The 12,105-nt window shown below is 63.3% G+C and carries 11 protein-coding genes and 2 pseudogenes; 1 reads left to right on the plus strand and 12 read right to left on the minus strand.

Annotated elements, in window-relative coordinates:
• Positions 1-39: 39 nt before the first annotated feature.
• The 11 genes and pseudogenes from AB5Y68_RS10785 to leuS form a co-directional block, all read right to left on the minus strand.
• Positions 40-969: a septal ring lytic transglycosylase RlpA family protein gene (locus AB5Y68_RS10785; RefSeq protein WP_039041109.1), complete on the minus strand. Its 930-nt coding sequence runs from the start codon at positions 967-969 to the stop codon at positions 40-42.
• Complete coding sequence (mltB, locus tag AB5Y68_RS10790; protein WP_039041108.1) at positions 911-1,909, minus strand: lytic murein transglycosylase B; 999 nt, start codon at positions 1,907-1,909, stop codon at positions 911-913. Before mltB ends, AB5Y68_RS10785 begins: the two co-directional genes overlap by 59 nt.
• On the minus strand, positions 1,909-3,012 hold the full coding sequence (gene rodA, locus AB5Y68_RS10795; RefSeq protein ID WP_039041107.1) for a rod shape-determining protein RodA: 1,104 nt from the start codon (positions 3,010-3,012) through the stop codon (positions 1,909-1,911). Before rodA ends, mltB begins: the two co-directional genes overlap by 1 nt.
• Positions 3,009-4,922 carry a penicillin-binding protein 2 gene (gene mrdA, locus AB5Y68_RS10800; protein ID WP_010673761.1) on the minus strand — a complete coding sequence of 638 codons (1,914 nt, stop codon included), beginning with the start codon at positions 4,920-4,922 and terminating at the stop codon, positions 3,009-3,011. The genes rodA and mrdA overlap by 4 nt, the downstream gene beginning before the upstream one ends.
• Positions 4,923-4,986: 64 nt before the next feature.
• Positions 4,987-5,454, minus strand: a complete 468-nt coding sequence (gene rlmH / locus AB5Y68_RS10805) for a 23S rRNA (pseudouridine(1915)-N(3))-methyltransferase RlmH (RefSeq protein WP_005298242.1) — start codon at positions 5,452-5,454, stop codon at positions 4,987-4,989.
• Between the two features lie 21 nt (positions 5,455-5,475).
• A complete protein-coding gene (gene rsfS, locus AB5Y68_RS10810; protein ID WP_010673762.1) occupies positions 5,476-5,817 on the minus strand; it encodes a ribosome silencing factor in 342 nt (113 codons plus the stop codon).
• A gap of 212 nt (positions 5,818-6,029) precedes the next feature.
• Positions 6,030-6,683, minus strand: a complete 654-nt coding sequence (nadD, locus tag AB5Y68_RS10815; RefSeq protein ID WP_039041106.1) for a nicotinate-nucleotide adenylyltransferase — start codon at positions 6,681-6,683, stop codon at positions 6,030-6,032.
• Entirely contained in the window at positions 6,677-7,711 is a 1,035-nt protein-coding gene (gene holA / locus AB5Y68_RS10820) for a DNA polymerase III subunit delta (RefSeq protein ID WP_039041105.1), read from the minus strand. The genes nadD and holA overlap by 7 nt, the downstream gene beginning before the upstream one ends.
• A gap of 35 nt (positions 7,712-7,746) precedes the next feature.
• A pseudogene (locus AB5Y68_RS10825) lies at positions 7,747-7,854 on the minus strand (DNA polymerase III subunit delta); the annotation flags it as partial.
• Positions 7,855-7,881: 27 nt separating this feature from the next.
• The gene (gene lptE / locus AB5Y68_RS10830) at positions 7,882-8,364 is read right to left on the minus strand and encodes an LPS assembly lipoprotein LptE (RefSeq protein WP_010673765.1); all 483 of its coding nucleotides are present in this window, start codon (positions 8,362-8,364) and stop codon (positions 7,882-7,884) included.
• 114 nt (positions 8,365-8,478) lie between these two features.
• Positions 8,479-11,055 (minus strand): leucine--tRNA ligase, encoded by a 2,577-nt coding sequence (leuS, locus tag AB5Y68_RS10835; protein WP_039041103.1) that lies wholly within the window; start codon positions 11,053-11,055, stop codon positions 8,479-8,481.
• A 242-nt stretch (positions 11,056-11,297) separates the two neighbouring features.
• On the opposite strand from leuS, the gene AB5Y68_RS10840 reads away from it, so the two are divergent.
• Positions 11,298-11,786: a zinc ribbon-containing protein gene (locus AB5Y68_RS10840; protein ID WP_039041127.1), complete on the plus strand. Its 489-nt coding sequence runs from the start codon at positions 11,298-11,300 to the stop codon at positions 11,784-11,786.
• A gap of 43 nt (positions 11,787-11,829) precedes the next feature.
• Here AB5Y68_RS10840 and AB5Y68_RS10845 read toward each other — a convergent pair.
• Positions 11,830-12,105 (minus strand): annotated as a pseudogene (locus AB5Y68_RS10845) (IS1595 family transposase); the annotation flags it as partial.

The following is a 12,105-nucleotide window of genomic DNA, read 5'->3' on the forward strand; positions in this document are numbered from 1 at the left end:
GACCTCGCGTCGTATCCCGGCGCGAGGTCGGGGCGGGTATCAGGGCACGATGAAGGCCTGCTCCAACCCACCCTGGCGGATCTGCTCGAGCAGGGGGGCCTGCTTGTCGCTGGCCACGGGCCCGAGCAGGACGCGGAAGACGGCGCCATGTGCCACCACCTGGTACGGCACGCCATAGCGCTGGGTCATCACCTTGCCCATGGCCTCGGCTCGCGCCTGCGAGCCGCTGGCAAGCACCTGGATCATCTTGCCCTGGGTCGCACCGGCCTTGGGGGAGGAGACGGTGGTGGTCGCCGTGGCGGTAGGAGCAGGAGCAGGGGCGGCCTTGGCCGGTGCTGTGGGGGCCGGCGTCTCGTTGACGAAGGAATTGGCTGCTGGCGCCGCAGGCTCCATGGGCGTCATCGGGGTCATGGGCACCATCTCCACCATCTGATCCGGCTGATCGGTGATGAGTTCGAGGCGCACCCGGGCCTCACCCCCTTCCACCATCTCCAGCTGCGCGGCGGCGGCGTGGGAGAGATCGATGAGGCGATCGCTGCCGAAGGGGCCGCGATCATTGACGCGTACTATGGTCTCCAGACCGTTGTCCAGATTGGTGACCCGCACGTAGCTTGGCAGGGGCAGGTTGCGGTGGGCGGCGCTGAACAGGGTGCTGTCCTGCACGTCGCCGTTGGCAGTCTTGTTGCCGTCCAGATCCCGGGAGAGCCAGCTGGCAGTGCCTTCCTCGCTGTAGTGCTTGATGTCGCGCCACACCTCAAACTTCTGCTTGCCGATCCAGTAGTCCCGGTTGCCGCTCTCGCTCATGGGTTCGGGGCGGGGAATGGCGCCGGTCGCCTGGGGGATCTCGATGACCTGGGGTTTCTCCTGGGGGACGGGCTCTGGCGGCAGCGGCTGGGGTTCGGGTTGGCTGCTACAGGCGGCCAGCAACAAGGTCAGGCTGAGGGGAAGAAGTTTGTGGCTGTAATGCATAAGCGTCCTGGATTGCTTGACTGAGTTGATGCACCGCCATCGCATAGAGAGGGCTGCGATTGTAGCGGGTGATCACGTAAAAATTGTGGCGCGCGACCCAGTATTCCGGTCCTTCGGCCTGCTCCATCGCCAGCAGTTTTACCGGCGTCTCGGGTGACGGCGGTGTGGCGACTTCAATGCCCGCAGCGGCCAGCTCTGCCCAGCGGTGTCTTAGCTCGGGCTCGGATGCAAGCAGGGTACCTACTGGCGCCAATCCGATCAAGGCGGGCTCCACCACCGGCTCGCCCCAGCGCCAGTGGTGCAGGGCGAAGTAGTTGGCCACGCTGCCGATGGCATCTGCCGGGTTGGCGAAGAGATCCCGCTTGCCGTCTCCGTCGAAGTCGACCGCGTAGTGGCGGTAGCTGGAGGGCATGAACTGGCCCATGCCCATGGCGCCGGCATAGGAGCCCTTGAGGGTGGTGAGCGGCCACTTCTCTTCCCGGGCAAGCAGCACCAGCTGGGCAAACTCCTTGGCGAAGAAATCCGCCCGTTCGGGGTAGTGGAATCCCAGGGTGTAAAGGCTGTCGAGCACCGGATGGCGGCCCATCTGTCGACCGTAAAAGGTCTCGATGCCGATGATGGCGACGATGAGGGAGGCGGGGACCTGGTAGGTCTGCTCGGCCTGTGCCAGGGTGGCGGCATGGCGCTGCCAGAATCCCACTCCGTCCCGGATGCGCTCCGGGGTGACGAACAGCGGCCTGTAGCGGTGCCAGGGCTTGGCTTCCCAGGGGCGGCGGATGGTGTCCAGTACCTCCTGGCGCAGGCTGGCCTGGGCGGCGGCGGCCTGCAACTCTGCCAGCGGCACCTGCTGCTGCTCGGCCAGCAGGCTGAGCCGGGCCGGCGAGACGGCAGCACCCGCCGTCAGGGTGCACAGAGATAGAGCCAGCCAGCCGAGCCGCATCAGGCGAGCAGCCGCCTGTGGGTCTGGATGGACATCAGAACGCCGAAGCCCGCCATCAGGGTCACCATGGAGGTGCCGCCGTAGCTCACCAGTGGCAGGGGAACCCCTACCACTGGCAGGATGCCGCTTACCATGCCCATGTTGACGAACACATAGACGAAGAAGGTCAGGGTCAGGGCGCCCCCCAGCAGGCGTTCGAAGCTGTTCTGGGCCTGCATGGAGATAAACAGGCAGCGGCTGATGATGTAGAGGTAGATGACCAGCAAGAGGGCCACTCCCACCAGACCGAACTCCTCGCTGAAGACGGCGAAGATGAAGTCGGTGTGGCGCTCTGGCAGGAATTCGAGCTGGGACTGGGTGCCTTGCAGCCACCCCTTGCCGAACACGCCGCCGGAGCCGATCGCAATCTTGGACTGGATAATATGATAGCCGCGACCGAGCGGGTCCTTCTCCGGGTCCAGCAGCATCAGCACCCGCTGGCGCTGGTAGTCGTGCATCAGGAAGAACCAGAGTACCGGCATGAAGGCGCAGATGAGCAAGACCGCGAGCCCGATGAGCCACCAGCTGATCCCCGCCAGGAAGATGACGAAGAAGCCGGAAGCGGCCACCAGGATGGAGGTGCCGAGATCGGGTTGGGCCGCGATCAGCAGGGTGGGCAGCAGCACCATCACCAGGGCGATCATCACATGGCTGAACTTTGGCGGCAGGGAGTGCCGGCTGAGCCAGGCGGCCACCATGATGGGCATGGAGAGTTTCATCACCTCGGAGGGCTGGAACTTCATGAAGCCGAGATCGAGCCAACGCTGGGCCCCCTTGCCGATATGGCCGAACACGTCCACCGCGATGAGCAGCAGCACCACCACCGCAAACAGGGGCACCGACCAGCGGGCATAGAGGGAGGGCGGCAGTTGGGCAATGCCGATCATCAGACCGAAGGCCAGGGCGCCGCGCACCAGTTGGCGCACGATGGAGTCGAGATCCTGGCCCGAGGCGGAGTAGAGCACCACCATGGAGAGGGCCATCAGGGTCAGCAGGCCGAGCAGCAGCGGCAGGTCGATGTGCAGCTTGTACCAGATGCTCTGCTGGCGGGCAGAATTACTCATTGGGAAACGACCTCACTCGGTTGGGACGGCTTTTCCGGTGCCGGTGGCAACTGGGGTTCCGGCGGGAGCAGATAGGCATCCAGCATGTGGCGGGCGACCGGTGCCGCCATGGCGCTGCCGCCCCCGGCGTTTTCCAGCACCAGGGCGACGACCGCCTTGGGTGCCTCGAAGGGGGCGAAGGCGACGAACAGGGCGTTGTCGCGGTGTTCCACCTTGGTGGTGGCCGCGTTGTAGACCTGGTTCTCTTTCAGGCCCACCACCTGGGCGGTGCCGGACTTGCCCGCCGCCTTGTAGGGGGTATTGGCGAAGGCGCGGCGCCCCGTCCCTTCGTGGCCGTTGATTACGCGCCACATGCCGTCCTTGGCCACCTGCCAGTAGGTATCGCTCTTGGCGGCGATGGCCACGTTCGGGTTGATGGGGGCGTTGACCACGCCATCGGACGAGGCGGTGCTCTTGAGCAGGTGCGGCGTCACGTCGTGACCGTTCTGGGTCAGGATGCTGATGGCCTTTGCGAGCTGGATCGGGGTGGCGCTCCAGTAGCCCTGGCCGATGCCGATGGAGATGGTGTCCCCCTGGTACCAGGGTTGACGCCAGCGGGCCATCTTCCAGTCCCGGGAGGGCATGACGCCCCGGGTCTCTTCATAGAGGTCCACGCCGCTGTACTGGCCGAAGCCGAACTTGGTCATGTAGCTGTTGATCTTGTCGATGCCGACCCGGTAGGCGAGATCGTAGAAATAAGTATCCGCCGACACTTCGATGGCGCGATAGACGTCGAGCCAGCCGTGGCCCCAGCGGCGCCAGTCCCGGAACTTCTTGGTGGTGCCCGGGATGGAGAAGCTGGGCCCGCCGAAGTAGCGGTAATTGGGGGTGATCGCCCCCTCGTTGAGCCCCATCACCGCCATCATGGGCTTGACGGTGGAGGCGGGGGCATAGATGCCCTGGGTGGTGCGGTTGACCAGCGGCCGGGCGGGATCGTTGAGCAGCGCCGAGTAGTTGGCGCTGGAGATGCCGGTCACGAACAGGTTGGGGTCGTAGCTCGGGCTCGACTCCATGGCCAGGATGGCGCCGGTGTTGGGTTCCATCATCACGATGGCGCCCCGGCGGCCGGCCAGCAGCTCCTGGGCCTTCAACTGCAAGCGGATGTCGATGTTGAGGTAGATGTCCTTGCCGGGCTCGGGGGGCTGGAATTTCAGGGTGCGCACCACCCGGCCGCGGTTGTTCACCTCGACCTCCTGATAACCTGCCACGCCGTGCAGCTGATCCTCGTAGTACTTCTCCACCCCCTGTTTGCCGATGTCCTTGGTGGCGGCATAGTTGGCGAGCTTCTCCTCCTTCTCGAGGCGCTCCACGTCACGGGTGTTGATCTTGGCCACGTAGCCCAGGGCATGGGTCAGGGTATCGCCGAACGGGTAGTAGCGCTTGAGGTAGGCCTCGATGCTGGCCCCCGGGTAGTTGTGCTGGTTGACCGAGAAGAGGGCGACCTGGTATTCGGTCAGCTTCTCGAACAGGGGCACGGGCTTGAAGCGGCGCTGACGTTTGACCTCGGCCAGGAACTTCTCCTTGGTCCCCTCCGGCAGGGCCAGCAGGGTGATGAGGTCGTCCGCGGTCTTCTCCAGGTTCTCGGTCTCTTCGGGCACGATCTCCAGGCTGTAGACAGGGCGGTTTTCCGCCAGCAGGACACCGTTGGCGTCGTAGATGAGGCCACGGGGCGGCGCCACCGGTACCACACGGATGCGGTTGTCGTTGGATCGGGTCTGATAAGTTTCGTAAGACTCTACTTGCAGGTAGTAGAGGTTAGCCAGCAGCACCAGCATGAGGGTGACCATGCCGATGTAGGCGACCAGGGTGCGCCGGAAGAACAGACGTCCCTCGGCACTGTGATCGCGCATTTCAATGCGATTCTTCAGCATGCCGTTACCTTGTGGCTGACGTGCGGGTGAGAGAGGAGAAATGCATGCTCAGGGTCGGCATGGGTCACTCTCTGTGATAAGGGTGATTGGTGGTGATGCTCCAGGCGCGATAGAGGCTCTCGGCCACCAGCACCCGCACCAGGGGATGGGGCAGGGTCAGGGGCGAGAGCGACCAGCTCTGCTCCGCAGCAGCCTTACACTCGGGGGAGAGCCCCTCCGGGCCACCCACCAGCAGCGCCACATCCCGGCCATCCAGCTTCCAGGCTTCCAGTTGCACGGCGAGCTGCTCCGTGGTCCAGGGCTTGCCCGGAATGTCCAGGGTCACGATGCGGGAGCGGCCGGCGGCGGCCAGCATGGCTTCCCCTTCCTTTTGCAGGATGCGGGGAATGTCGGCATTCTTGCCGCGCTTGCCTGCGCCGATCTCGACCAGCTCGAACGGCATGTCTTTGGGGAAGCGGCGACGGTACTCTTCGAAGCCATGCTCTACCCAGGCAGGCATCTTGGTGCCCACGGCAATCAACTGGATCTTCATCTTTGGTTACGCTGTCGCCCTTTATTGCGAATTGACCTGGGCGGCGCCGCTCCAGAGTTTTTCCAGCTGGTAGAAGTCGCGGTACTCATCCTGCATCACGTGGACGATGACCGACCCCATGTCCACCAGCACCCACTCACCGGTGAGCTCCCCCTCCACGCTCAGCAGGTCGAGCCCCGCATGACGGGCCTCGCTGGCGAGGTTGTGGGCGATGGCACTGACGTGACGATTGGAGTTGCCGGAGCAGATGATCATGGTGTCCGTGATACTGGATTTGCCGCGCACATCGAGGGTGATGATGTCGCGGCCTTTCATGTCATCGATCTTGTCGACGATAAAGGCGAGCAATTCTTGGCCTTGCAATGTCTTCTCCTATCTTCCGGCGCCAGAGGGCGGCGGATTATATCATGGTCACTCCCGTTTCCCAGCCTGGCAAAGGGAGCATTGCCCGGGGAGCCGTCCCGTGGGGGAGGGGCCCCTTGACGATCACTATAGTGTGCAACCCGGCTTGGCAATAGTCAGGGCCGGGCCCGGTGCGCCCGGACGTGTCGGCTGATCCGCCTGCGTGGCGCCGTTTACTGCGTTGCCGATGAGCGGTAGAGCCCGTGGCGCCGGATATAGTCGGCGACCGGGTTGGGCAGCAGGTATTTGGGATCCTGGCCTGCCGCGAGCAGGGCACGCAGGCGTGTGGCCGACAGCTCGACGGGCAGGTTGTCACAAAGCCAGACATGACCGTGGCGCTGGCCATGGAGATCCTGAATGTCCCGGGTCTGGTGGCGGGCCAGCAGCGCGGCCACCTGGACGGGATAATCCGGTTGCCAGCCTGGGCGGCAGCTCACCACCAGGTGGGCGTAATCGAGCAGCTCCTGCCAGCGGTGCCAGCCCGGCAGGCCGAGCAGGGAATCCATCCCCATCAAAAAGCAGAGCGGGGTGTCCGGCAGCTCGCTCCTCAACTCGACAAGGGTGTCGATGGTCCAGGAGGGGGTGTCGCGCCTGAGCTCCCGCTCATCCACCACGAATCCCGGGTTGTCCGCCGCAGCGAGCCGGACCATGGCGAGCCGCTGCTCGCTGGAGCAGAGCGGATTGGCCCGGTGGGGCGGGATATGGTTCGGGAGCAGGCGCACCTCGGCCAGACCCAGGGCGTCCCGTGCCTCGATGGCGGGCCTCAGGTGGCCGATGTGAATGGGATCGAAGGTGCCGCCGAGGATCCCGATGGGCGGTGTCAGCATGATTCCGTCTCCAGCAGGGGGAGCGGGGTACCGTCACGAAAGCCGAGGGCGATGGTTTGCAGCATCAGCCAGGCCTGCTCGGTGTCGAAATGGCGCTGGGCATGGTCCAGCTGGGCCATCAGTTGCCAGAGTTGCCGGATCTTGGGGAAGGGAAGCCGGGTCAGCGCCTGCTGGATGAGCTGCTGACGGCTCTGCCAGATGCGCAGGCGGCTGAAATGTTCCACCAGGGGCTGTCCGGCGCGGGCGGCCAGCGCCAGCTCGGTGAGCTGCTCCAGTTCGCGGCACAGGGTCCAGGCCAGCATGCCGGGTTCGGTACCTTCGGCGCGCAGGGCCAGCAGGATGCGCTGGGCCCGGTTCACCTTTCCTTCCAGCAGGGTATCGACGAGCTGGAAGGGGGTGAAGTGGGCGTGGCGGATGATGGTCTCCTGCAGATAGGCGACGCTGATGGGCTGGGGCGGGGAGAGCAGGGTCAGCTTCTCGATCTCCTGGCTCGCGGCCAGCAGGTTGCCCTCGTAGGCGTGGCACATGAAGTTGACCGCATCCGGCAGTGCCTTGAGGCCGAAGCGCTGAAAGCGGGCGCTCATCCAGCGCGGGAAGAAGCGGGGCTCGGGGTGGTTGACCGGCACATAGGTGCCGCTCTGGCTCAGCTTGTCGAACCAGGCCGCCTTCATCTGGGTCTGGTTGAGGCGGGGGCCCGAGAGCACCAGCAGCAGGTCGGGGTGGAGTTGCTTGCCAATATCGCTGATGCGGGCGGCGAGATCCTTGTCGATCTTGGCGGGCAGCTCCAGCTCGATGATCTGGCGGGCCGAGAACAGGCTCATGGCCTGGCAGGCATCGTAGACCTGGTTCCAGTCCAGCCCCTGTTCCACCACGAAGCTGTGGCGCTCATCGAAGCCCTGTTTGCGTGCCACCTGACGCACGGCGTCGACAGCTTCCAGTTTGAGCAGGGGCTCGTCCCCAAAAATGAGATAGCAGGGCTTGAGCCCTGCCTTGAGATGGTCCGCGAGTTGTTCAGGGTAAATCCGCATCAGAACCTGGCCTGGTTGAGGGGGAAGGATGCACGGTCGATGGCTTGCTCATTCTTGAACAGGGGCTCGTCCCCGAAAATGAGATAGCAGGGCTTGAGCCCTGCCTTGAGATGATCCGCAAACTGCTCGGGATAGACTCTCATCAACACCCTCTCATCAAGATACGCCCATCAGAACTTGACCTGACTGAGCTGGCGAATAACCAGGTTGGCGGCCTGCTCCTGCATCTCCTTGCCCAGCTGCTCCTGCTCGCGGGAGGAGGCGAGTGCCGCATCCGGCTTGTTCAGGAAGCTGCGGTTGAAGGTGATGGGGAAGACCTGGGTCGGTTTGCCCGGCATGACCACGGTGAACTGGGTGCTGTAACTGAGCAGGTATTCGCGGTCCTGGCCGATGGAGTCGACCGAGGCGACCTGGCTGCGGCTACGTACCCCGGCCAGGGTCAGCACCGGGATGCCCTCCTTGTCGGCGAGCTGCACGCCAGCGGCCTTGAGACGGGTGGTGACCAGTCGGTAGAAGTCGCTCTTGTTGTCACCGACCACTTTCATGGTCATCAGTTCGGGGGGAATGGCGGTGCCCCGCATCTGAAAACCGCAGGCCTGCAGCAACAGTCCTGCCAGCACGATGGCCATCCAGCGCGTGAAGATGGTGCCCATAAAAAATCCTCTTTGCATGAAGGGAAGAGCGGCGGGCGCAGGGCCCGCCGTCATCATCCGTGTGTCGTCAGCCCCTGGCGGCCAGACCGTCGGCCGCCGCCAGGGGAGGCGTCATCAGTTGGCCACGATGTTGAGCAGCTTGCCCGGAACGTACACGACCTTGCGCACGGTCAGACCGTCGGTGAACTTCTGTACGGACGCATCGGCCATGGCCAGCTTCTCGACGTCGGCCTGGCTTATCTCGGCCGGCACGGTCAGCTTGCCGCGCATCTTGCCGTTGATCTGCACCACCACCAGCTTCTCGGTCTCGACCATGGCCGCTTCGTCAGCCACCGGCCAGGCCGCGACATCGATGTCCCCTTCCTTGCCCAGCATTTTCCACAGCTCGAAGCCGATGTGCGGGGTGATGGGGTAGAGCATGACCACGACCGCTTCCAGCGCTTCCTGCATCAGGGCGCGATCCTGAGCGTCGCTGCCCAGTTTGGCCAGGTTGTTCATCAGCTCCATGATGGCAGCGATGGCGGTGTTGAAGGTCTGACGGCGACCCACGTCGTCGCTCACCTTGGCGATGGTCTTGTGCAGCTCGCGGCGCACGGCTTTCTGGTCGCTGGTGAGGGCGGCGACGTCCAGTGCGGCAACGGCGCCACCGGATACGTGCTCGAAGGTGATGCGCCACAGGCGACGCAGGAAGCGCTGGGCACCCTCTACGCCGGAGTCGGACCACTCCAGGGTCATCTCGGCCGGAGAGGCGAACATCATGAACAGACGGACGGTATCGGCGCCGTAACGCTCCACCATCAGTTGCGGGTCGATGCCGTTGTTCTTGGACTTGGACATCTTGGTCATGCCGGAGTGGATCACTTCACGGCCTTCGAGGTCGACCGCCTTGGTGATGCGGCCCTTGTCGTCACGTTCCACCTTGACGTCGAGGGGGCTGACCCAGACGTTGCCGCCCTTCTCATCCTTGTAGTAGAAGGCGTCAGCCAGCACCATGCCCTGGCAGAGCAGGCGCTTGAACGGCTCGTCGCTGTTCACCAGGCCCGCATCACGCAGCAGCTTGTGGAAGAAGCGGGCGTAGAGCAGGTGCATACAGGCGTGCTCAATGCCGCCGATGTATTGATCCACCGGCAGCCAGTGGTTGGCAGCCGCCGGATCCAGCATGCCCTTGTCGTAGTCCGGGGAGCAGTAGCGGGCGTAGTACCAGGAGGACTCCATGAAGGTGTCGAAGGTATCGGTCTCGCGGAACGCTTCCTGGCCGTTGTAGGTGGTCTTGGCCCACTCTGCGTCGGCCTTGATCGGGCTCTGGATGCCATCCATCACCACGTCTTCCGGCAGCAGTACCGGCAGTTGATCTTCCGGGGTCGGCACCACGGTACCATCCGCCAGGGTCAGCATCGGGATGGGGGCGCCCCAGTAGCGCTGACGGGAAACCCCCCAGTCGCGCAGACGGTAGTTGACGGTGCGCTTGCCCTTGCCGAGCCCTTCCAGCTTGTTGGCGATGGCATCGAAGGCACCCTGGAAGTCGAGGCCGTCGAACTCGCCGGAGTTGAACAGCACGCCCTTCTCGGTATAAGCCGCTTCGCTCACGTCGACGTCACCATCAACCGGCTTGATGACAGGCTTGATCTCGAGGCCGTACTTGGTGGCGAATTCGTGGTCACGCAGGTCGTGACCCGGTACCGCCATCACGGCGCCGGTGCCGTAGTTCATCAGCACGAAGTTGGCGACCCAGACGGGCACCTTGCGGCCATCCAGCGGGTGAATGGCGTAGAGGCCGGTTGCCATGCCCTTCTTCTCCATGGTGGCCAGTTCAGCTTCGGCTACCTTGGTGTTCTTGCACTCTTCGATGAAGGCGGCCAGCTCCGGATTGTTCTGGGCTGCTTGCAGCGCCAGCGGGTGACCGGCGGCGATGCCCACATAGGTCACACCCATGAAGGTGTCCGGACGGGTGGTGTAGACCTCGAGGTGCTCGGCCTGACCGTCGATATTGAAGCTGATGTTGACCCCTTCGGAGCGGCCAATCCAGTTGCGCTGCATGGTCTTGACCATCTCCGGCCAGCCTTCCAGATTGTCGATATCGTTCAGCAGCTCTTCGGCGTAGTCGGTGATCTTGATGAACCACTGAGGGATCTCTTTTTGTTCCACTGGGGTGTCACAGCGCCAGCAGCAGTTGTCCACTACCTGCTCGTTGGCCAGCACCGTCATGTCGTTCGGGCACCAGTTGACGGAGGAGGTCTTCTTGTAGACCAAACCCTTCTCGTAGAGCTTGGTGAAGAACCACTGCTCCCAGCGATAGTAGTCCGGCTTGCAGGTGGCCAGCTCCCGATCCCAGTCATAGCCCAGACCCAGCATCTTCAGCTGGTTCTTCATGTATTCGATGTTTTCGTAGGTCCAGGGGGCCGGCGCCGTGTTGTTCTTGATGGCGGCGTTTTCTGCCGGCAGGCCGAAGGCGTCCCAACCGATGGGTTGCAGCACGTTCTTGCCATTGAGCCGTTGATAACGGGAGATCACATCACCTATGGTGTAGTTGCGAACGTGCCCCATGTGTAGACGACCAGACGGATAGGGGAACATGGAGAGGCAGTAGAACTTTTCCTTGTCTACTTTCTCCACCGCCTTGAAGGTTTTCTTGGCATCCCAGTGCTTCTGCACTGCTGGTTCTATGGATTGGGGAACGTATTGCTCTTGCATTGGTGACATCCGGATCTGTGAAATGAATAGATAAAACGGCTGGGAAATCCCGATAGAATACCCATATCCTGCGGCGGCAACAACCGCCAGCATCCGCCCGGTCTCGGGCCAGGTCCGGTACCCGCGAGGATTTGCAGAGCCGCGAGAGTCGCAACGAAGTGAGAATGGCAACCGCCGCCCGTATCCGCCGAGCCCGAGGTCAGGGTCTGGCTCGATCGGGATTCAGCAGAGGAGTGATGGCCATGGACAAACGTCGACAAGGGTATGAAGCCTTTATCGCCCAGCTCAAGAAGCAGTGGGAAGAGACGGAAGCGTTTCAGGGAGAGCGCCTCAACCGGATGATCGCCAAGGTGCAGGCCTATCTGGAGGCGGCCGGGGATCTGACCCAGGACGAGCTGGCGCTGATCGCCGAGTATGTGAAGCGGGATCTGGGCAACTATGACGAAGGGCGCAAGGATGATCAGGTGGAGGAGTCTGCCTTCATGCTGGCGCTCAAAGACACCGCCTGGTCCTGGTTGGCAGACGTGACCGACCGCACCCAGGTGGAGTGGCAGGAGTTGGCGGACGAGCTGGAGCACAAGGGGGTCTACCGGGCCGGCGACTGGGTGGGGCTCGGAGTATTGGTGTGCGATCACTGCGAGTGGCGCCATACCGTGCTGCACCCGGAGCAGCTTGGCACCTGCCCCGAGTGCGGGGCCGATGAGTATCATCGCGAGCCGCTGTCTCCTTGAGCCGCCAGACTGTGCCAAGCCATAAGCCAAACCATAAAAAGGGCTATGTCCCAATTACGTGTTGCATGGGGCGCCCCAGCGCCTCATGCAAGCAACGTGGTACATTCACTTCCCGCCCGTAGCGCTCCAACATCCTTCGCCAACCCAGATAATTTCTCAGATAGTGGGTCGCTACCCCATGGAACCGCTCCATCCACTCTTTCAACCGACGGTGATATCCGTTTACATGCTGGATGTGGTATGCCCCAATGACTCGCTCACCTCGACGGTTGTACACCACCTGATGTGTTATGCCCCGCGCTTGGCTGAAACTGGCATA

It is taken from the genome of Aeromonas sp. R6-1, from assembly GCF_040908165.1.
Lineage (GTDB): Bacteria > Pseudomonadota > Gammaproteobacteria > Enterobacterales > Aeromonadaceae > Aeromonas > Aeromonas caviae.